General features: G+C 47.4%; 16 protein-coding genes. 15 read left to right on the top strand and 1 reads right to left on the bottom strand.

Annotated features, from left to right (window positions below; translation table 11 throughout):
• Positions 1 to 221 precede the first annotated feature (221 nt).
• Complete coding sequence (locus EBR25_03775; protein NBW40106.1) at positions 222 to 2,462, bottom strand: hypothetical protein; 2,241 nt, start codon at positions 2,460 to 2,462, stop codon at positions 222 to 224.
• 88 nt (positions 2,463 to 2,550) lie between these two features.
• Between EBR25_03775 and EBR25_03770 the strand changes: the two genes are divergently transcribed.
• From EBR25_03770 to EBR25_03700, 15 genes are all read left to right on the top strand, one after another.
• Positions 2,551 to 3,648, top strand: a complete 1,098-nt coding sequence (locus EBR25_03770) for a glycosyltransferase (GenBank protein ID NBW40105.1) — start codon at positions 2,551 to 2,553, stop codon at positions 3,646 to 3,648.
• Between the two features lie 127 nt (positions 3,649 to 3,775).
• The gene (locus EBR25_03765; protein NBW40104.1) at positions 3,776 to 4,765 is read left to right on the top strand and encodes a glycosyltransferase; all 990 of its coding nucleotides are present in this window, start codon (positions 3,776 to 3,778) and stop codon (positions 4,763 to 4,765) included.
• 33 nt (positions 4,766 to 4,798) lie between these two features.
• Positions 4,799 to 6,025, top strand: a complete 1,227-nt coding sequence (locus EBR25_03760; protein NBW40103.1) for a glycosyltransferase family 1 protein — start codon at positions 4,799 to 4,801, stop codon at positions 6,023 to 6,025.
• A gap of 63 nt (positions 6,026 to 6,088) precedes the next feature.
• Positions 6,089 to 7,354, top strand: coding sequence for a glycosyltransferase family 4 protein (locus EBR25_03755; protein NBW40102.1), 1,266 nt, complete (start codon positions 6,089 to 6,091; stop codon positions 7,352 to 7,354).
• Complete coding sequence (locus EBR25_03750) at positions 7,348 to 8,751, top strand: undecaprenyl-phosphate glucose phosphotransferase (protein ID NBW40101.1); 1,404 nt, start codon at positions 7,348 to 7,350, stop codon at positions 8,749 to 8,751. The genes EBR25_03755 and EBR25_03750 overlap by 7 nt, the downstream gene beginning before the upstream one ends.
• 119 nt (positions 8,752 to 8,870) lie before the next feature.
• Positions 8,871 to 10,196 (top strand): UDP-glucose/GDP-mannose dehydrogenase family protein, encoded by a 1,326-nt coding sequence (locus EBR25_03745; protein ID NBW40100.1) that lies wholly within the window; start codon positions 8,871 to 8,873, stop codon positions 10,194 to 10,196.
• Positions 10,197 to 10,281: 85 nt separating this feature from the next.
• Positions 10,282 to 11,217 (top strand): SDR family oxidoreductase, encoded by a 936-nt coding sequence (locus EBR25_03740; protein ID NBW40099.1) that lies wholly within the window; start codon positions 10,282 to 10,284, stop codon positions 11,215 to 11,217.
• A gap of 138 nt (positions 11,218 to 11,355) precedes the next feature.
• Complete coding sequence (locus tag EBR25_03735) at positions 11,356 to 12,294, top strand: NAD-dependent epimerase/dehydratase family protein (GenBank protein ID NBW40098.1); 939 nt, start codon at positions 11,356 to 11,358, stop codon at positions 12,292 to 12,294.
• A gap of 68 nt (positions 12,295 to 12,362) precedes the next feature.
• A complete protein-coding gene (locus tag EBR25_03730; GenBank protein NBW40097.1) occupies positions 12,363 to 14,189 on the top strand; it encodes an elongation factor 4 in 1,827 nt (608 codons plus the stop codon).
• Positions 14,190 to 14,224: 35 nt separating this feature from the next.
• On the top strand, positions 14,225 to 15,133 hold the full coding sequence (locus EBR25_03725; protein ID NBW40096.1) for a serine/threonine protein phosphatase: 909 nt from the start codon (positions 14,225 to 14,227) through the stop codon (positions 15,131 to 15,133).
• A 124-nt stretch (positions 15,134 to 15,257) separates the two neighbouring features.
• Positions 15,258 to 16,691 carry an NADP-dependent phosphogluconate dehydrogenase gene (gene gndA / locus EBR25_03720; protein NBW40095.1) on the top strand — a complete coding sequence of 478 codons (1,434 nt, stop codon included), beginning with the start codon at positions 15,258 to 15,260 and terminating at the stop codon, positions 16,689 to 16,691.
• A 583-nt stretch (positions 16,692 to 17,274) separates the two neighbouring features.
• Positions 17,275 to 17,901: a ribosome maturation factor RimP gene (locus EBR25_03715; protein NBW40094.1), complete on the top strand. Its 627-nt coding sequence runs from the start codon at positions 17,275 to 17,277 to the stop codon at positions 17,899 to 17,901.
• On the top strand, positions 17,898 to 19,385 hold the full coding sequence (nusA, locus tag EBR25_03710; protein ID NBW40093.1) for a transcription termination factor NusA: 1,488 nt from the start codon (positions 17,898 to 17,900) through the stop codon (positions 19,383 to 19,385). Before EBR25_03715 ends, nusA begins: the two co-directional genes overlap by 4 nt.
• 65 nt (positions 19,386 to 19,450) lie before the next feature.
• On the top strand, positions 19,451 to 20,038 hold the full coding sequence (locus EBR25_03705; protein NBW40092.1) for a DUF448 domain-containing protein: 588 nt from the start codon (positions 19,451 to 19,453) through the stop codon (positions 20,036 to 20,038).
• A gap of 1 nt (position 20,039) precedes the next feature.
• Positions 20,040 to 20,376, top strand: a 337-nt coding sequence (locus tag EBR25_03700; GenBank protein NBW40091.1) for a hypothetical protein, incomplete at its 3' end; no start/stop codon positions are given.

Below are 20,376 nucleotides of genomic sequence, written 5' to 3'. Positions count from 1 at the left end.
CCATAAAATCAGCGGCTTATCTCATAAATTGTTATGGGAGATATTTTTATAATGTGCTAAAACTTTACGAAAGAATTGCTTCGACTATCGCTGGTAAAGTAGAGCAATTCTAATGCCTTAGCGTTTTATTGGCATAAAAGAACAACCAACATCTTTATTTTACCTCAAATTGGCGTGTTCTTCTGACTTTCTTGGCGCCCACTGAAACCACTTGTGGAGGACTACTCGTGGGATGTTCCTCTCGGATGTATAGCTCCGATGGCGGTGATATTCATTCTAACGATATAAGTGTTTTTACTCGTTTTGGCTGTGTTCTTTTGGCCCTCTTCGTGAACGAGTTCCAGTTCCTGAGCAAGTGCAGGATGAAGAGCATCTCTTTCTTGTGAACTCTCGATTGTTTGCATGAGCTGATTGAGAGCCTGTTCCGAACTGCCAATAACGGTAAATGAAAATTGAAGCTGGATATCATTCCCGCTAATACTACTGAGGATGATTTCAGTTTGTGTTGATTTATTTGCGAGGGGGAGGAGTTCTTTACTGATATTCTGTAAATACGCAATCAGAACATCAGCAATACTTCGCCAAATGTACATTGAACGTTGCTTTACTTGGACTTTGAGTTCGACTTCACATCCGATCTCGCCCGAAAGCGTGCCTAAACTCTCCAGCAAGAGATCCTGACCAGATACAAATGGAGTAAGCACCTGACGAGTTAAATTGCTTAATGATGCCGAGATATCCTCCTTTAAGTCGGTCATTTCAATCCTTAGCTGAGAACTTAAAAGAGGTGAAGCGAGAATTCTTTCTACGTCTCTTTCTATGTCTGCTAGAGAGGTTTTGGCGGTGCTCAATGAATCACGCAAGTATCGTAAACTTTTCAGTTCGTGCGAGTTGAGGAAGTTGGCGGTGATATCTCTAAGTGTAAATAAAAAGTGAGGAGAAAAGGTCTTTTCAACGATTCGTTCTAATGAGGCGAGATAGACTTTGTCGCGGAAAAATAGGTGCTCCTTTGCCGATGGCGGAGTGTCTGTAGCTGATGTTCGGTTGCGTGAGACGCGGTCCGCGAGTTGTCGGAAGAGGACTCTCTCTCGCTCTTCTGGGAGGAAGGGTACTCCCCGGTTGGGTTCTGATTCCAGGCTCTGTGCTTCAGATGAGAGCGCATTTACCCGTTTCATGTGATGCAAGAGGGCGTGAGCGGGGCCGTTTCTTGTTTGACCTAAAATAGGTCTTAAGTCGTCTCCAAGCAACAGAGAGTTTATGATGGGGCCAAGTGATTCCTCCTTAGAGTCATTGAATGTGTTGTTGAAATTTATGTTTTTTTCTAACAGGAGGTTTAGTTCATCTTGGAGTTCAGGAGACACCCTAAAAATCGTACCAGTGAGGACTTCTCCTATGTCGGATTGGCTGGCAACACAGTGATTAATTAAGAGCTGAGATGTGTCGGGATCTGGGGGGGTCCATCGGTAGGCAAAAACTTTCGGGGTCCCAGAAAGAAGAGTTTCTTCTAAGGTATTTAAAACACGGAAGCGATCATCAAAATGCACATGGCGAAGGAGTAGCCCGCCCTGAGTTCTGAGTTGTTGTTCTGGAATACGTAAGATTGCCTCGGTATCACCAGAGCAATGGAGTAGCGTTGAGAGGTCTGAAGAAAGACAGTAGGAGAGAATCTCTGGCAAGTGAAACATTGGGGAAGGAACGGAAGAGCCCGTTTTGCGAGCGGTTTGAATGGCGAGTTGTAAGGCTGAAAATGGTACTTGTCCGAGATATGAGCGCGTTTTTGTATAGCCACGGGATAATTCTCTTAAGGTCTCCCTATCTCTCGCTCGAGAAATGAATTTTTTAGAGCCACTCGAGCGAGAAGAAATAACAGGGGGGCCTGTGGATGAAATTTCTTCCTTTCTCTCACTTGAAAGAGCTTGGCTTGCAGTGCTCGGAGCGAGAGTAGAGTCTTGTTGTGTGAGCCTGAAGTGCTCTTTGGTCAAAGGGGCGGTCTGTTTTGGCGATTTCAATCTTTTTGACAGAGACTGCTTGGATGGTGTGGGCTGAGTATGAGGGAGCTTTGAGATGGATTTTGGAGCACTATCCGCCTTCACCGAGCCTTCGGTTATCGCGCTTTCAGAAATTGAATGACTGGTATGGCGAGTTGGGCGTGAAGACGCACCTATCAACGAATGGTTCTTCTCTACAGTGGAGTTCTTCTCTCCAGTAGGGTTTTTCCCAGCAGGACTTTGCTCAGGAAAAGAACCAGCAGGACTTTGCTCAGGAAGAGAACCAGCAGGACTGTGCTCAGGAAGAGAATTGGGCTGCCCATCAGAAGCGAGCGCTGGAGTAGCAAGCTCTGGGGCTCGGGTCTTACGACCCCTAGAACTTGGTGTTTTCCCTTTGCTTGAGGAACCTGTCATAGCAACGCGCACCCCTCGAAAATCGTAGCGAATTTCTCGCATTGTTGCCAGAGAATTCATTCAAGAGGGGGTAAGGGGTGTTGATAAGGGAGCTCTAGTTGCTTATTTTACTCGCAAAGGGCTCATTGAGCCGATACAAAGGGATTTCGTGAAGATAGCAATTCTTGGGACTCGAGGGATACCAGGTCGTTACGGAGGCTTCGAAACCTTCGCTGAAGAACTCTCAAAGCGTTTGGTTGGTCGGGGTCATGAAGTGACCGTCTTTGGCCGTACGAGATGTTTCCCATATGAACGAGTTCGTGATGTTGATGGAGTGAAGCGGGTTAATACGTGGACCTGGTTTGGAAAACATGCCGAAACTCCTTTGAGTTCTTTAACGGCATTTATCTACCTCATATTTTTTCGAGTTGATGTCATTGTCCTTTGCAATGCCGCAAATAGTGTCTTTGCTTCTATCGCCCGACTTTTCGGAATGCCAGTGATTATTAATGTTGATGGCATTGAGCGGAAGCGGAGCAAGTGGGGCATCCTTGGAAGGTGGTGGTATCGGCTGGGAGAGGTCAGCTCGTTGTTGTTTGGCTCGAAGGTTGTCGCTGATGCCTATTCGATAGGGGATTATTATGCAACGCACTATGGTTTTTCTGTAGAGCGGATTGCGTACGGTGCCAAGGGTCTTCCAGCAGAGAATAGTGATATCCTTGAAGAGTTTTGCTTGCTGCCAAAGAATTATATTTTGTATGTGAGCCGTCTTGAGCCAGAAAATAATGCACTTGGGGTCGTTCAAGCCTATGAAGCTTCAGGAGTGGAGATACCGCTCGTAGTCGTGGGAGATGCCCCGTACGCGGCGGAGTATATCGAAAGAGTGAAATCAGCGGCTGGTCCGCGAGTTGTCTTTACGGGGTATCAGTTTGGAGATGCGTATCGAGCGCTGCAAAATAACTGTCTGTTGTACGTACAGGCGACTGAGGTGGGTGGTACTCATCCTGCCCTGATTGAAGCGATGGCTTATGGAAGTGCTATTCTGGCGAATGGTGTCCCGGAACACTTTGAGGTTCTCGGCGGGGCGGGTCTCTACTATCCGAAGAATGATTTTAAGCGCTTAGCGGACTTGATGCACTATCTGGCCAGCTCTCCTGAACGCGTTAGCGCTTTTGGTAAAGAGGCCAAGCGTAGAGCCAGTGAGTTATTCAACTGGGATACGATCACGGACGCTTACGAGCAGCTATGCGCTAAAGTGCTGAATTAGAAGAGTAAATTTTGCAACTGGGCGTATTTCTTTCATGTCTGGTTGGCTAGGATCTCACGAACGGGCATACTGTGGCGTGAGAACAAGGTCGTCGCATTCATTGAGCAGGCCTTAAGGAGTAGATGCCATGCGTGGAATTTCCGTTGTCGTTCCAGTTTATAACGAATCTGAGAACATAGCTCTGTGTCTTGAGGAGCTCATATCAGTGCTTTCGCCCCTGCAGGAGCCGTATGAAATCATATTTATTGATGATGGATCTTCAGATGGTACCCCTGAAATTCTGACCGAAGCAGCTCAAAACAATGGAAATGTAGTTCTCATTGAGTTCCGAAGGAACTTTGGACAAACCGCCGCGATGGCAGCAGGCTTTGAGCACGCCCGATATGAATTTGTGGTGCCGATGGATGGTGATTTGCAGAATGATCCCGCTGAAATCGGAAAGATGATTGAGAAAATAGATGAAGGATATGATCTCGTAGCGGGATGGAGAAAAAATCGACAGGATGCGTTCATCAGCCGAAAGCTTCCCAGTAGGATAGCGAATCGTATCATATCGTGGGCAACGGGCGTTTCCCTTCATGACTATGGATGTTCCTTGAAAGTTATGAGGAGTGATGTAGCGAAGAGTATTAAGTTATACGGGGAGATGCATCGCTTTATTCCAGCGCTGGCTGCTGAGTTCGGAGCTAAGATTGCCGAAGTGCCCGTGAATCATCGACCTCGAATTCATGGTTCGTCAAAGTATGGAATCTCTCGAACGATACGAGTTATTCTTGACTTACTTACCGTGAAGTTTTTATTGGGATTTGCGAAGCGTCCGATACACTTATTCGGTTCAATCGGATTGCTCTCTGGGTTGACGGGTGGCGTTATTCTCGCACTGATTACTATCCAGAAGTTTCTGTTTCATGTGCCTTTGGGGAACCGTCCAATCCTGCTTCTGGGGATCTTGTTGTTGATTTTAGGGGTGCAATTTCTCGCTTTTGGATTGCTGGCAGAAGTGCTTACCCGCACCTATCATGAGTCCCAGGAGAAGCCGATTTATCACGTCCGACGGTTAAGGCGATTCAGGTCGCAAGGGGAGAGTTCACTTCCATTGGAAAGCCTGACGAACTGACGATTTAGTAAAAACCAACAGTGGGTTAATGGAATGACGCGAAGGAGACCGCTTCATATTTGCTTTGATGCTCGTAAATACCAAGACGGGGGCATCGGGGTCTATATCCGAAACGCAATATTCGGATTGCTGCACCATGACGTGCGCCTCACCGTTCTTGTTAACGATGCTGATCCCGACAAATTCTTCGATTCTTTCGGTGGTATGGGCATTCAGTGGCCAAAAGATTTCACCGTCTTGACGGTGAAGGCGAGGCCATTTTCTTTCTCGGAATTATTTACCCTTCAGTTTGAACTCGACTGGAGCGGCTTTGACCTCTTTCATACTCCTAATTATTTGTTGCCCTTCGGTATATCTTGCCCGTGTGTCGTGACAGTCCACGATCTGATTCACATTCGACACCCTGAGAAAGCATCGTACCCATTCCTTTCGGCACCTCTTCTCTATTCGTCGGCAATGCGCGCGAAGAGTCTCGTGTGCGTTAGTCGGGCAACCCGAGATGATGTCCTTCGACTCTGTGCCTTTCATCCGAGGGTAAAGCGAAAGGCAGTCGTCATTCCAAATGCGCTCTCGCCCACATTTCAGGAGCTAAAGAATCAGCCAGATCTCTTGCGCTCACGTTTTGGTCTGACAACTCCGTACTTTCTGAGTGTGCTCTCTACTGTTAAGCCGCATAAGGGGGTTGAGGATTTATTGCAGACCTTTAAGACCCTGGAATTGCGCGCGGAGAAATCCAAGAAAAAGCGCCCACAACTTGTGTTGGTGGGGCAGGGCACTGAGAATCTGATTAAGGTAGAACAGCTCTTGCGCTCCGCAGATGAATTAAGGGATGTGCGTCTTTTGGGAGCGGTCTCACAGGGCGAGCTTCGACAACTCTACAAACAGGCTCGAGCGCTGATTGTTCCATCTTTTCGCGAGGGATACTGTCTGCCAGTTATTGAAGCGCAATCGGTAGGGACACCAGTAATTTCACGCCCGGTTCCAGCGGTGTTGGAGAATCTCTCACCGCAAGATACCGTATGCGATGATTTCTCACTTGATAGCCTCATAGGAGCAATCGAGCAGTTCATGGCTGATGAGGAGAGTCCGGAAAGAGCCGACCTCGAAGGTGTTCTTAGTCACTGGAGGAGAGATTTTGCGGAACGAGTAAATCCTATTCGTATTGGAGATAAACTCGTCACACACTATGCAGAATGTGTTTCGCAACGAGATGATAAATCAAATTCAGAAATCGTGTTAGAAGAGCGAGAGGTAGCATAGGAGATTCGCCATGAATGTCACGAAGCCACTTTCATGACATTCAACGTAATGGTTTAAGCCGATATGAGAGTAGCGCTGGTACATGATTGGATCACTGGAATGAGAGGCGGGGAGCGGTGTCTTGCCGAGTTCCTTTCGATGTATCCGGACGCTGATATTTATACTCTGGTGCATGAGCCAGGTGTAACAACTCCTGAAATTGATAGACGAGTACGTGGCACATCGTGGTTGCAGAGATTTCCACGCCTTCGAAAGCGCTATCGACTCTTCCTCCCTTTATTTCCACTGTTGGCGCGTTCTATCAAAGTCCAAGACTACGACCTCGTAATTTCGTTAAGCCATGCGATTGCAAAAAATGCTTCGTATAAAAACGTTGGCTGCCATGTTTGCTTCTGTTTCACCCCAATGCGTTATATCTGGGACATGGCGCCCTTTTACCTTGGACGGACGATTTCAATCCTCTGTGCACCGTTCATTGCACTGTTAAGGGGGTGGGACAGGCGTGGTGCGTCTCAAGTTGATCATTTTGTTGGTATTAGTCGATTCATTGCAGCTCGTATAAGAAAGTTCTATTCGAGAAAAGCAGATGTTTTATATCCGCCGGTTATGAATAAATGGGAAACATCGGTACCGATGCAAGACCTGAAGCAGCGGCCATTCCTTTATGCCGGTGCATTCGTGCCATACAAAGGGGTGGAGCATATTATTGAAGCATTTAATGAGTTGCAGTTACCGCTCTGGTGTGTTGGTTCTGGTCCGCTTGAGGAAGAACTCAAGCGAAAAGCGGGTGACAATGTCTCCTTTCTCGGTGCAGTTACAGATTGTGAACTTGGGGAGTTATATCAGAAGGCTCGGGCGTTGATTTTTCCCGCGAAGGAAGACTTTGGGATTATACCTATAGAGGCTCTTTTGAGTGGAACTCCTGTAATTGCTGGGTATCATGGAGCAACGCGCGAGACCATCCCGGGTTGGAGATGGTGGCTTGGTGAGGCTTGGAACTCTACGGTTCATGCAGGAGTGTTTTTTCCAATTCGGGAGCATGGTCAGCGATTAGAGGAATCAGAGTATCCAAGACTTCTTGTGAGTGCTCTGAGGCAATTTATTTCGATTGAAGGAGAGTGTAAGGCTGAAACAGCCATTCATCATGGACGCAAATTCTCCCTTACAGCTTTTCAACAGGGATGGATTGAGTTACTCAAAAAGAAGGGAATAGCAGCCCCTGAAGCTTTTGAGCAATGTGATGAAGAGCAAGCAATGACAAGAGCGGATTCAACAAGTGATGTCCAACAGATTGAAGCCCCTATCAGAAAGGTATTGAACAGATGTTGAAGCAGAAACGACAACTCTTTGAAATCTTGTTTCTCGGTACCGACCTTATAGCGATTACCGTGGCGTGGATTTTATCCTACTGGCTTCGATTTGAATCGGGAGTTATTCCAGTAGATAAGGGTGTGCCCGATTTCGGCAGCTACCTCATGATGTTGCTTTTCATTTGGGTGATATGGGCCTTTGTCTTTCGACGCATGGGTCTTTATCGACCAATGCGAGGGGTGCGTCGAATTCGTGAGATTTGGCTTTTGCTGAATGCCAATGCGTTATCGATTTTACTCTTACTTTCCTTTACCTACCTTCTCCGCGAAAAGAGTGTGCCATATTCGCGTCTGGTTTTCGTTTACTTTGGCGTTTTAGCCACGGTTGCTACTGTCCTCCAACGTTCTTTTGTTCGCTTTCTGTTAAGAGAGGCTCGTCGTCGCGGCTATAATTTGCGTTACTTACTGATTGTAGGAGCGGGTAATGTGGCAGGGGATATAGCGACAAGACTGCGCTTACATCGGGAGCTTGGGTTTCAACTTGTGGGATGTTTATCAAAGACTGGTGAAGAGTCACGTGGACCAAAAGGAGTTCCAATACTAGGTGGCTATGATGATGTGGCACCACTTATTCAGAAACTGGATATTGATCAGGTGATGGTCTGCTTACCTTTGGAGGACAATGCTCTTCTCCCAGGTGTCATGGAGCAGATTGGAGACTCATTGGTGGACGTAAAGATTGTTCCTGATATTTATCAATTTGTGACACTTGGCGGAGAAATTGAAGAGTTTGAGGGGCTCCCTGTCATCAATCTTCGTTCTACCCAACTCGAGGGAATCAATCTTGTTGCGAAGAGATCTCTTGATGTTTTACTCGGTTCCCTGCTGCTTGTTCTCTTTTCTCCGATTTTGCTCGTATTGGCAATTCTTGTGAAAGTTACTTCTCGGGGACCAATCTTTTTCCAGCAAGAACGAGTGAGCGTGGATGGGTCTCATTTTTCAATCTTGAAGTTTCGAACAATGCGAACGGACGCGGAGGAGCAAGGGCCTGGCTGGACTAAAGAGGGGGATAGTCGGGTGACAGTAATCGGAGGTTTGCTTCGTAAGTGGAGTCTTGATGAGCTTCCGCAGTTAGTCAACGTTATTCGTGGGGATATGTCGATGGTCGGTCCTCGACCGGAGCGGCCTGTATTTATCAAAGAGTTTCGGAGGCATATTCCTCGATATATGTTAAGACATAAGGTGCCGGCGGGTATTACTGGATGGGCGCAAATCAATGGCTGGCGAGGTGATACCTCTATCGATAAGCGAATAGAGTGTGATCTGTACTACATCGAGAACTGGTCACTCCTCCTTGACCTAAAAATTCTCTTTCTCACCATCTTCCGAGGCTTCAGGAACCGAAACGCGTATTGAGCTTCAATCTCACGCGACAAGAGCTCAATTTCCTTTGTTCTCTAAGGGTTAAAGGGTTTAGTTTTTCTCCCCTGTGCGCTAGTCTAGCGGCAGTTGATGAGCAAGGGATAGGAGTTCATGTGGAAATAGCGATAGTTGGGTCAGGATATGTCGGTCTCGTTGCAGGCGCCTGCTTTGCTGATTCTGGAAATGATGTGCACTGTGTTGATAAGGATGAGGCAAAGATAGAAGCCCTGCTTAATGGTGAGATACCAATTTATGAGCCAGGCTTAGTCGACATAGTTCAGAGAAATACGAAGAATGGTCGATTAAAATTTACGACATCGTTAAAGGACGCCGTGGAGGCCTCGAGCGTTATCTTTATCGCAGTGGGGACCCCGCCGGGAGAGGATGGTTCCGCAGATCTCTCGCATGTACTCGCAGTCGCTTCAGGGATCGGCCAGTACATGAATGGCCCCAAAGTTATCGTGGACAAGTCAACTGTTCCGGTAGGAACTGCCGCTCTTGTTACCGAGGCGATTTCAAAGGAAACCAATCATGAATTTGAGGTCGTGAGCAATCCCGAGTTTTTGAAAGAGGGGGCTGCTATTGATGACTTCATGAAACCAGACAGGGTTGTGGTTGGGGTGCCGAGTGAGCGCTCAGCTACCGTCATGCGAAAGTTATATGCTCCCTTTGTTCGTACGAATAATCCAATTATTGTAATGGATGTTGTATCTGCTGAGATGACGAAGTACGCCGCAAACGCGATGCTGGCGACCCGAATTTCTTTCATGAATGAGGTCTCTCGGCTGTGCGAAAAGGTTGGTGCAGATATCGATAACGTTAGGGTTGGGATTGGTACTGACTCTCGAATCGGCATGAGCTTTTTGTTTCCAGGGATCGGATATGGGGGATCGTGTTTTCCGAAGGATGTTCAAGCACTTGTTCGGACGGCTCAAGAGCATGGAGTGCCGTTGCATGTTTCTGAGGCTGTTGAAAGAGTGAACGCGGCTCAGAAAATGTGGTTGGTAGAACAGATAGAGGCGCATTATGGCTCCATAAACGAGGTGAAGGGGAAGCACTTCGCGGTATGGGGTCTCGCTTTTAAGCCTCGGACCGATGATGTTCGTGAGGCACCGGCTCTCGTCACCATTCGCAGCCTGTTAGAGGCTGGAGCAAAGGTCTCAGCGTATGATCCGGAAGCCGTTGAGACGTTCTCCGCAGCTATTGGGCCTCGAGAAGGGCTAGAGTTTGCAGACTCAAGCTATGCTGCACTGAAGGGCGCGGACGCGCTTCTCATTTGTACCGAGTGGAATGAGTTCCGCCATCCGAACTTTGATAGGATTGCCGAGAGTCTCACAGAGCGCATGATCTTCGACGGAAGGAATATTTTCAGTCTAGAGGAGATGAGGGCTCGCGAATTTACCTATTACTCGGTTGGGCGTCCAGGGGTAGGATGCTAGTGCCTAAGAGAAAAAGAATGCTTGGTTAGGGCGAATATTGAATCATTCATCCTAAGGAAAGTGATTTAGTGGGCAAGGAGGAGAGATGGCAAGAGTTCTTGTAACCGGCGGAGCTGGGTTTATAGGCTCACACTTAGTCGATCGCTTAGTCGAGGAAAAGCATGATGTTGTCGTGCTTGATAATTACTTCACGGGTCGTAAGGTGAATCTCTGTCATCACACCAAGGATGATCGAATTGAGGTGATTCGTGCGGATGTCACCGAGCCGATTTTATTAGAGGTTGACGAAATCTACCATCTCGCTTGCCCAGCATCACCAGTTCATTATCAGCACAATCCGATAAAAACGGTTAAGACGAATGTCCTAGGGACCATACACATGTTGGGTCTTGCAAAGAGGGTGGGTGCCCGTTTTCTTCTTGCTTCGACGTCCGAAGTATATGGCGATCCGCATCAGCACCCACAACAGGAGGAGTATTGGGGGAATGTGAACCCGATAGGACCCCGGAGTTGCTACGACGAGGGGAAGCGAGTAGCTGAAACCTTAACCGAGTGTTATAGAGTTGAGCATGGAGTGGATACTCGGATTGTAAGAATTTTCAATACCTATGGACCGAGAATGTTATTCGATGACGGACGAGTAGTCTCAAACTTCATTGTTCAAGCATTGAAGCAAGAGCCAATCACTCTTTTCGGTGATGGACAACAAACCCGCTCGTTCTGTTTCGTTAGTGATCTTGTGTCTGGATTGATAGCGATGATGAATGCAGATGGATTCTTCGGCCCTGTGAATCTTGGGAATCCGGAGGAGTTTACCATCAAAGATCTCGCGGGAAAGATTCTTGATCTTACTGGTAGCTCCTCGCAGGTAGAAAACAAGCCGCTTCCGCAAGACGATCCAACGCGACGAAGACCAGATATTTCTCTGGCACATGAAAAGTTGAATTGGCAGCCTCTCGTGACCGTTGAAGAAGGGCTGAAGAAGACTATTTCAGATTTTCGAGATCGCCTTTCAGTATGAATGGAAAGCGGAATGGCAATTTCTTGAGGAGAGTTCTGGCTTGGGAGAGAGGTGAGATTGGTCGGGATAGGGACCAACTGTGTGGTTTGGCTCATTGTGCATGAGTCTTAAAGAAAAGAGTCTCAGAAGGAGTGAGGAATGCGAGTTGTTGTGACCGGTGGTGCTGGATTTATAGGTTCTCATATTGTAGACCGACTGTTGTCGGACTCTCACGATATTCTTGTCATTGATGACCTCTCCTCTGGATTTCGGAGCAATGTCCCTCAAGATGTGCGCTTGTTAGAGGCATCAATTGATTCATCTGTTGCGATTGAAGCAGTTCTAGAATTTCAACCGCAGATTCTGATCCATGCAGCTGCCCAAATCTCAGTGCGAACCAGTATGGAGGATCCCGGCCTCGATGCGGCGGTGAATGTAGTCGGATTTTTGAAAATGCTCAATGCGCTCAAGCAGCTGGCAAACGAGGCACCCCACGTGGTGTTTCTTTCGACTGGGGGTGCAATATATGGAGATACTGACTCCGTTCCAACGAACGAGAGTGCGCCGATATTGCCAGAGAGCTTATATGGATTACACAAGCGATTCGGAGAGCTTTATCTTGATTTCTGGCACCGTCTAATCGGACTATCGTACACTGTATTGAGGCTGGGAAATGTTTATGGTCCCAGACAGAATCCTCATGGAGAGGCCGGGGTTGTTGCAATATTTGCTGAACGCTTATTAAAGGGAGAGGCGTGTACAATTTTCGGTGATGGTTCCCAGACTAGAGATTTCATATATGTTGGAGATGTGGTTGAGGCAGTTATAGCAGCCATTCAAGAGAGACGAGATGCAGGGTGCTTTAATATCGGAACTGGTATTGAAACGTCGGTTAGTGAGTTGTTTGCCATCATGAAAAATGTGGCGAACAGCGATTCGGAGCTTATTTTTGCCCCTGCGCGAGAGGGTGAACAGAGCAGGAGTGCGATCGATCCGAGAGCTGCAGCTGATATGCTTGGCTGGAGCACGAGGGAAACGTTGCATTCTGGCTTGAGTCAGACACTTCAATCGTATACATCGAGAGACAACGCGCAATAAGTCATGAAAAGGAGCCTACTCGTGATAAAGCTTAAGCGAAATATGATGGCAAAAAGCCAAGCTCATCATTGCACGGAGACAGTAGGGTGACCCCAAGAGAAAGAGTACGAAACTTTAGCATCATAGCCCACGTTGATCATGGGAAGTCTACTCTTGCGGATAGGCTTCTTGAGTGTACTGGAGCCCTGCAACAGAGAGAAATGCAAGAGCAGTTCTTGGATAAATTGGAACTCGAACGAGAGCGTGGGATTACGATTAAAGCGCAAACAGTGCGAATTCCATATAAAGCAAAAAACGGCAACATCTATACATTAAACCTCATTGATACGCCGGGACATGTTGATTTCCACTATGAGGTGTCTCGCAGTCTTGCGGCATGTGAGGGCGCATTGCTAGTGGTCGATGCTACTCAGGGGGTTGAAGCTCAAACGCTTGCCAATGTTTTTGTTGCCATTGAGAACGATCTCGAAATAGTGCCAGTGCTCAATAAGATTGATCTTGAGAGTGCCGATGTCGATAAGGTCAGTGAGGAAATTGAGCATGTCATCGGGTTAGATGCAACAGAAGCAATTCATGTAAGCGCCAAAACAGGTCTGGGCGTAGAGAATTTGCTTGAGGCTATTGTAGAGAAAGTTCCTCCTCCGAAAGAGCCATTCGACGACGGACTTCTTCGAGCTATGGTATATGACTCATGGTTTGATTCGTATTTAGGTGTCGTGGTGCAAGTCCGTATTGTTTCTGGAACATTGCGTCCTGGGGATAAGATTCAGTTTCTCTCATCGAAAGCAGAGTATGAAGTCTATAAAATGGGAGTCTTTACGCCGCACCCGGTTGAAGTTCCAGAACTCACTGCTGGCGATGTGGGATATTTCTCAGCCGCAATAAAAACCCTTCAGGACGTAAAGATCGGAGACACCGTCACGCATCTTAAAGGATTGGCTGCGGAGCCGCTGGCAGGTTTTAAGGAAGTAAAGCCTATGGTTTTTGGTGGCTTGTTTCCGGTTGATGCTGCCGATTATGAATCACTCCGTACCGCTCTTGATAAGCTCCGATTAAATGATGCTTCATTTACTTTTGAGCCCGAGACATCAGTAGCTCTTGGCTTTGGATTTCGATGTGGATACCTAGGTATGCTCCACATGGAGATTATACAAGAGCGGCTTGAGAGAGAGTTTGAACTCGATCTTATTACTACGGCTCCTTCTGTCGTCCTGCGTGTGACTACAGAATCAGGAGAAATAATTCTTGTAGATAATCCAAGTATGTTACCTCCAGCTCAGGAGATGAGCATAATCGAAGAGCCTCGTGTTGATGCTACTATCCATTGTCCGAAAGAGTATCTTGGTGCCGTCTTAGGACTTTGTGAGGAGAAGCGCGGCCGTCAGACAAATCTCAGCTTTCCAGTAGCTGACCGAGCAGTAGTTCATTACAATCTTCCTTTGAGTGAAATAGTGCTTGATTTTCATGATCGGATGAAGAGTGCGACCAAAGGATACGCCTCTTTCGATTATGAAATGGTAGGCTATGAAGCTGCTCCGCTCGTGAAGCTCGATGTAATGCTCAATGGTGATGTGGTGGATGCCCTGAGTGTTGTCGTTCATCGTGAAGCCGCCTATCAACGCGGAAAATTGCTTACAGAGAAGCTCCAAGAGGTCATTGAGCGTCAGATGTTTGATGTGGCGATTCAAGCTGCAATCGGAACTCGGATTATTGCACGTTCAACAGTGAAGGCCTTGAGAAAAAATGTGACTGCTAAGTGTTATGGTGGGGACATTACTCGGAAGCGAAAGCTTTTAGAAAAGCAAAAACGCGGAAAGAAAAGAATGAAGCAGGTGGGGAAAGTAAGTATTCCTCAGGAGGCATTTCTTGCTGTACTCAAACTGAATGACGGCTAGTATTCTTCCCTAGCTCATATCCCTACAATCGGCATATGCTGGAGGTGCGGCAGCTAGAATCTGTGATCGTTACTCATTGGAAGGGGTTTATGACCGCTGGCAAAACAAACGTTTCAAAAGGGCGCAAAAAGCAGGGCTCATACTCGGACGTAGATGATCAAGATAGCGATCTTCAAGCTGATGCGGAGCACCTCACCTGTTCTTTTAATGGGCGTCGAGTGTTTGTTATAGGAGATGTGCACGGTTGTGTTGCCGAGCTAAACACCCTTGTAGATTTTATCGAGAGAGAGAAAGATCTCGGCGCTGGCGATGCTTTAATATTCATTGGTGACTATATTGACCGAGGCCCAGCATCCAAGGAGGTTATTCAATGCCTCTTGAGTTTGAAAAGTCGTCTGAAGTCAGATAACTACTTCTTGAAGGGAAATCATGAAGAGATGCTTCTCGATTGGCTCTTTGAAGAGGGGAGTGAATCAGCCTCCTCCTACCTTCACAACGGTGGACGAGAGTGTCTTGAAAGCTATGGCCTGAAGAGTGACCCAAGACCAGAGGATGCTCTTACTCAGATTCCTAAGAGCCATATGCAATTTTTCGAGCAATTAACTCGGTATATTGTATCAGAAAAGTTTGTTTTTGTGCATGCGGGACTGAACGCGCTACGTCCACTCTCTCATCAGATTGACGATGATATTTTTTGGATACGGAACGAATTCATAAGTAATATTCATTCGTTTCGCAAAATAATTATTTACGGACATACCCCATTCGAACAGGTGAAGTTTCACTTGCCTTATAAAATAGGGATCGACACTGGACTTGTATATGGCAGTAAACTCACCGCAATAGAGTTAAGCGAAGGGGAGCTCTATCAGATAGAATACGGAAAAAGCGAAGTGAAGGTAGCCTCATTTGTTGAAGAGGGAATTGATTGGCCATTACCGTAGTTGGGTTTGGTAGTCGCTCATGAAAAAAATTTTGGCTAGGAGTATACTCGAGGTGCTATCTGTGCAAGTTTAATTAGGCCGTATGGACACACGTACGGTAGTGGCTTTCATTCGTAGGAGAATCATGACAACAACTCCATTTCCCCACGTAGCAGTATTCGGACTAGCGGTAATGGGGGAAAACCTCGCCCGTAATATAGAAAGCAGAGGATTTCCGGTAACAATCTATAACCGTACCGCGAAGGTTACAGAGGAATTCCTTAATCGATTCCCAGATCAACGCTTTATCGGTGCTTTTTCGATTGAGGAGCTTATTGAAAAGACTGCCTCTCCACGGAGTATTATTTTAATGATCAAGGCGGGCCCTGCAGTGGATCATGTTCTTGATGAGCTGATACCACATCTTGAAAAAGGAGATATTATAATCGATGGGGGCAATGCTCTGTACACTGATACTGAGCGGAGGGTGCAAACCTGTGCCGAAAACGGCATTGAGTTTCTAGGAGTCGGAATTTCAGGGGGAGAAGAAGGCGCTTTGCGTGGACCTTCGATTATGCCGGGAGGCAGTCAAAAAACTTGGGAGCACTGCTCAGAGCTTTTTGCAAAAATTGCGGCACAAGTCGATGGTGAACCATGCACTGACTATGTTGGGCCTGGAGGAGCTGGGCATTTTGTAAAGATGGTACACAACGGCATTGAGTACGCAGATATGCAACTGATAGCCGAGGCCTATTTTTTTATGAAAGAGGTATTGCGACTTGATAATGAATCAATAGCCTCGTTTTTCAGCAAATGGAATAGGGGGAGACTCAATTCTTATTTGATGGAGATCACCGTAGATATTTTAAGAAAGAAGTCAGAGGACTCGTCTCAATCACTTGTTGATTTGATTCTTGACAAGGCAGGGCAAAAGGGAACTGGTCGATGGACTGTTCAGGCAAGTTTAGAGTTGGGGGTCCCAATCCCGACAATTTCTGCGGCAGTGGATGCTCGCGGAATGAGTGCGTTAAAGGAATTGAGAGTCGAGGGTGCGAGTCGATTTGATAAATTACAGTCAAATCAAGATCTGGCAAATCAAGATCTGGAATCGCTTGAAGTTGATTGCATAGAGCAGGCTCTCTTCTCTGGTAAGGTGATAGCGTATGCACAGGGGATGGCACTTATTCAGGAAAGCTCTCGAGTTTATAACTGGAACCTGAAGTTAGATCGCATTGCGAAGCTATGGAGAGGAGGATGCATCATTCGCGCTGCACTTCTTTCTGAAATCTCTGAAGCTTTTAGAGAATCTCCTAAGCTTTCAAACTTGATATTTGCAGGGACCCTACAAAAGCAGCTCGAGGATTCCCTAGCTGGATTGAGAAAAGTTGTCGCCACTTCCGCACTGGCAGGCGTTCCCGTTCTTGGATTGAGCTCTGCGTTAAGCTACCTAGAGTCGTTTACGACTGCATTTTTGCCGCAAAATCTGATTCAGGCGCAGCGAGACTACTTTGGGGCACATACATACGAGAGAGTGGATAGAGAAGGTGTCTTTCATACTGAATGGGCTGGTGAGAAGTAGTTGTTGAGGTTCTTTTCGTACTTGAGTAGTTGTGAGCAGTCATTGTGGCCAGCCGTGAGCGCGCTTGCAAGTCGGCTCTAACATGCTGGAAATACAGTTGAATGTGTTATTTTACGGTGCAAGCGTCTGTTCATGAAGAGGTATGAGCGGGCAACGCGATGAATGCTGGAAGTCTCATCGTTGAGAGGGGAGAGCGACCGCACCGAAAGTTTCGATTCTATTGACAAGTTCCCTATTTTGTTTAGAATTTCGTGGTGATGGAGAGGACTTTTACTCTCGTACGCATCACCGGTTTGCTGTTCGATAAGCAAGCCAAGCTTATGGGATTTCAACTCGCAGAGATGTCGGGTTGAGCGTGGTAGGTGGCCAGGGACCTTGTCACTCTGGAGGCTGTTACTACTTTTGAATCGCATAAGCTGGACCCTGAATTCTCAAGATACAATCTGAGGGCTTAGGTGTCCTCTTTCTCTTCGCTGAGGTTTGTCTGGGAAGGGTGAGTGAGAGGCGAAACAGTGCCGCTAACTCCCCATTGCCGGAGCATCTTTGTCGCGAGGAGAAGGAGGCGGCTGTCGAACGTTGCATAATGGGAGTCGTGTACAAAAGAAGTTTGGAGATGAATCAGGTAGGCCATACATTTCAAGAGTTGTGGGAACTTGTGGAGCCAGTAGTGCTTCAAGAGGGTCTTGAGCTCTATGACATAGAGCGGAGTTCCCCGTCCTCATCTGGTGGAAGAACTGTTATTCGCGTCTATCTTTGTCGTCCAACTGGCGATGGTCAGGCGTCTGATAGGGTTCAGGTTGAATGCTCATCTGACAGGCAACCACAGCGCGCTCCCCTTGAAGGGGATCGGGGCGTAACGTTGGATGACTGCGCTTCGATTTCACGAAAACTGTCGGCGTTAGACCGGTTTGATCAATTTCTGGGAGAGCATTCGCTTCTGGAGGTTTCAAGTCCGGGAGTGAATAGAAAGCTTAGGACGCTTAAACATTTTAAGGCGGCTATCGGAGAACGTGTACGAATAAAGGCGTTTATTGATGCAGAGGGACGAGACCGCACAATTACTGGATTCGTTTTAGCTGCAGATTCTGAGACGGTTGAACTGAAGGAGCAGTCGAACGCCGAAGTTTGGAAGATTCCATTTGCTGATATTTCGTCAGCAAGAATAGATTTTGATTTTTCTACACCTGAGAAAAAGGGAAAGAGACAATGACGTATGATCTAAGAGCTGTTATTGGGCAGCTAGGAAGAGATAAAGGCATAGATCAGGAAATACTGGTCGAAGTAATCGAGTCGGCGATGCTTTCAGCTGCTCGCAAACATTACGGACACAACCTAAACCTAGAGACTCAGTACGATGCGGAGCTGGGTACGGTTGAGGTGTTGGTCTTTAAGACAGTGGTGGAAAAAGTCGAAGATCCTGATATTCAGATTACGCTAGAGGAAGCTCGAGCCGAATATGACCCCGATGCAATGGTTGGTGATGAACTCGGGCGTAAGCTTGATACTGAATTGCTCGGGCGTATCGCGGCGCAAACTGCGAAGCAGGTTATCATCCAGAAAGTACGTGATGCAGAGCGTGGAGTTATTTTTGAAGAGTATAAAGACAGCAAGGGAGATCTCATAAACGGTATCGTTCAGCGATATGATCGTGGAAACCTTATTGTCAATCTGGGTCGTACGGAAGCGGTGTGCCCACGGAGAGAACAGATTGCTCGGGAGCGATACCGTCAAGGGGACCGAATTCGAGGAATGATTCTTGATATTGATCCATCTGCTCGTGGACCACAGATTATTCTTACTCGTTCGCATCCAGATTTTCTTAAAGAGCTCTTCAAGTTAGAGGTGCCAGAAATTAGTGAGGGAGTCATAGAGATCAAAGGCGTCGCTAGAGAGCCGGGAGAACGAGCGAAGATTGCAGTACATTCGAACGAAACGAGCATTGATCCAGTCGGTGCATGTGTTGGTGTGAAGGGATCTCGGGTACAGGCGGTAGTGCAGGAGCTTCGCGGAGAGCGAATCGACATTATTACATGGACTCCCGATGAACCCTCGTTTGTTGCGCGAGCACTTTCTCCAGCTGAAGTCAGCCGGGTTGTTGTTGATGAAGATGAGCACTCGATGGAGGTCATTGTGGCAGATGATCAGCTGTCGCTTGCCATCGGTCGTCGGGGTCAGAACGTGAAGCTAGCGAGCAAGCTCAGTGGATGGAGAATAGATGTTCGGAGCGTTTCCGTAGCAGAGGAGGAAGCGAAGAGGGCACGTACCGCTCTAGAGGCGATACCAGGCCTTGATTTTATGCAGTCTGAGCGCCTCTTCCAAGAAGGATATAGGACGGTACGAGAAGTTGCTGAGGCCTCGATTGAAGACATCGCAGAAATCGATGGATTTTCACAAGAGCTTGCCGAGGCAGTCTCGGCCTCGGCAAAAGAGCTGGTAGATGCAGCCACAGACCCACTGGAGCTGGGCGAAACCTCGGAGCCATTGGAAACTCTCTCTGATCTTGATCGGCTTATGCTGGGGAGTGAGCTTCAGGAAAAGCTCGTTGAATCTGGGTACTCAACCATTCAGAGTCTTGTAAGTGCAGATTATGAGGAGCTGCTGGAAAGAGGAGTCGTCGGCGAACAAGAGCTAGAAGAAATCAAGGAAGCCACGAATACGTTCTTTCGCTCAGGCTCAACCTCTCGTTTGCTGTAGCATCGAGATAGTTCACTGAGTGGTACGGACATCGTGAGAACGAAGCGCGGATTTAGAAGGGTAGGATGGCGAAACAAGCAATCGATTATACTCTGGACAGAGATGAACGGGAGTTACCCGTGCTGGCAGTGTCTGGAGGAAACGCCCCACGCGTTTTTCGGGTATCGCCATATGGAGGTGCGTCGTTAGCTCAACCGCCTACTCGCATGTGCCTCGGCTGTCGAGAAAGGGCTGAACAGGGCAGTCTGATACAGATTTTTTCAATTTCTCTGGATCAGCTGAAGCAGAACAACTATCAGCCCATGCCGTCAAAGAATGATTGCAAGCTTCAGTTCGGAGCATCGTCATGCAGCGGCCGTACTTGGGGAGTGCTCCGACCATCTGTTACATGGAGACGTCCACCGTGGGTAACAGGTCGAACGGCCTATGTGCATGATTCAATAGAATGCACCAAACGTGCCTGCTTGCCCCAACGCTTGCAGCGAGCTTTTCGAGAAAATATTTCTGAACAACGAGCACAAGACTTACTAAAACTGATTGTCGTAAAGGGGGAAGGATACGACAACGCAACGTCTGCAACGACACGATTTGATGTCAGTAGTCAGGTAAAGCTCAGGGAAAATGCACAGATAAAAAGAGAGGCGATGGACTAATATGGCAAAGATGCGTGTATACGAGCTTGCAAAAGAGCTTGGAGTAGAAAATAAGGTAGTTATTACGAAAGCGCAGGAGCTAGGAATAGCCGGAGTGCGCTCACACTCGAATTCGCTCGATCCGCTTGATGCCGATCAGATTCGACGGGCTTTGCTCCGGAGTGCGGCGGGAGAGAAAAAGTCTAGCGAAGTAATTCGTCGTCGTGTCGATAAAGATACAGGCGAGACGAAGACAGTTGTTGAGCGGCGCAAGGGGAATGTCATTCGGCGGCGAAGTCGAGACCGGTCGGAAAGTGTAGAGGCTGCTGAGGCAAGTCCTTCTGATGACCTGGCCTCTG

Source organism: bacterium, assembly GCA_009926305.1.
Taxonomy (GTDB): domain Bacteria; phylum Bdellovibrionota_C; class UBA2361; order UBA2361; family RFPC01; genus RFPC01.
Note: the sequence above shows the minus strand (reverse complement) of the source record. Positions and strands in the feature narration are given on the sequence as shown.

What these genes read in the sequence shown, in the direction of transcription:
- EBR25_03775 (NBW40106.1), bottom strand. Translation starts at nt 2,462, where the DNA reads ATGAATTCTCTGGCAACAATGCGAGAAATTCGCTACGATTTTCGAGGG.
- EBR25_03765 (NBW40104.1), top strand. Translation starts at nt 3,776, where the DNA reads ATGCGTGGAATTTCCGTTGTCGTTCCAGTTTATAACGAATCTGAGAAC.
- EBR25_03760 (NBW40103.1), top strand. Translation starts at nt 4,799, where the DNA reads ATGACGCGAAGGAGACCGCTTCATATTTGCTTTGATGCTCGTAAATAC.
- EBR25_03755 (NBW40102.1), top strand. Translation starts at nt 6,089, where the DNA reads ATGAGAGTAGCGCTGGTACATGATTGGATCACTGGAATGAGAGGCGGG.
- EBR25_03750 (NBW40101.1), top strand. Translation starts at nt 7,348, where the DNA reads ATGTTGAAGCAGAAACGACAACTCTTTGAAATCTTGTTTCTCGGTACC.
- EBR25_03740 (NBW40099.1), top strand. Translation starts at nt 10,282, where the DNA reads ATGGCAAGAGTTCTTGTAACCGGCGGAGCTGGGTTTATAGGCTCACAC.
- EBR25_03735 (NBW40098.1), top strand. Translation starts at nt 11,356, where the DNA reads ATGCGAGTTGTTGTGACCGGTGGTGCTGGATTTATAGGTTCTCATATT.
- EBR25_03725 (NBW40096.1), top strand. Translation starts at nt 14,225, where the DNA reads ATGCTGGAGGTGCGGCAGCTAGAATCTGTGATCGTTACTCATTGGAAG.
- gndA (NBW40095.1), top strand. Translation starts at nt 15,258, where the DNA reads ATGACAACAACTCCATTTCCCCACGTAGCAGTATTCGGACTAGCGGTA.
- EBR25_03715 (NBW40094.1), top strand. Translation starts at nt 17,275, where the DNA reads ATGGGAGTCGTGTACAAAAGAAGTTTGGAGATGAATCAGGTAGGCCAT.
- nusA (NBW40093.1), top strand. Translation starts at nt 17,898, where the DNA reads ATGACGTATGATCTAAGAGCTGTTATTGGGCAGCTAGGAAGAGATAAA.
- EBR25_03705 (NBW40092.1), top strand. Translation starts at nt 19,451, where the DNA reads ATGGCGAAACAAGCAATCGATTATACTCTGGACAGAGATGAACGGGAG.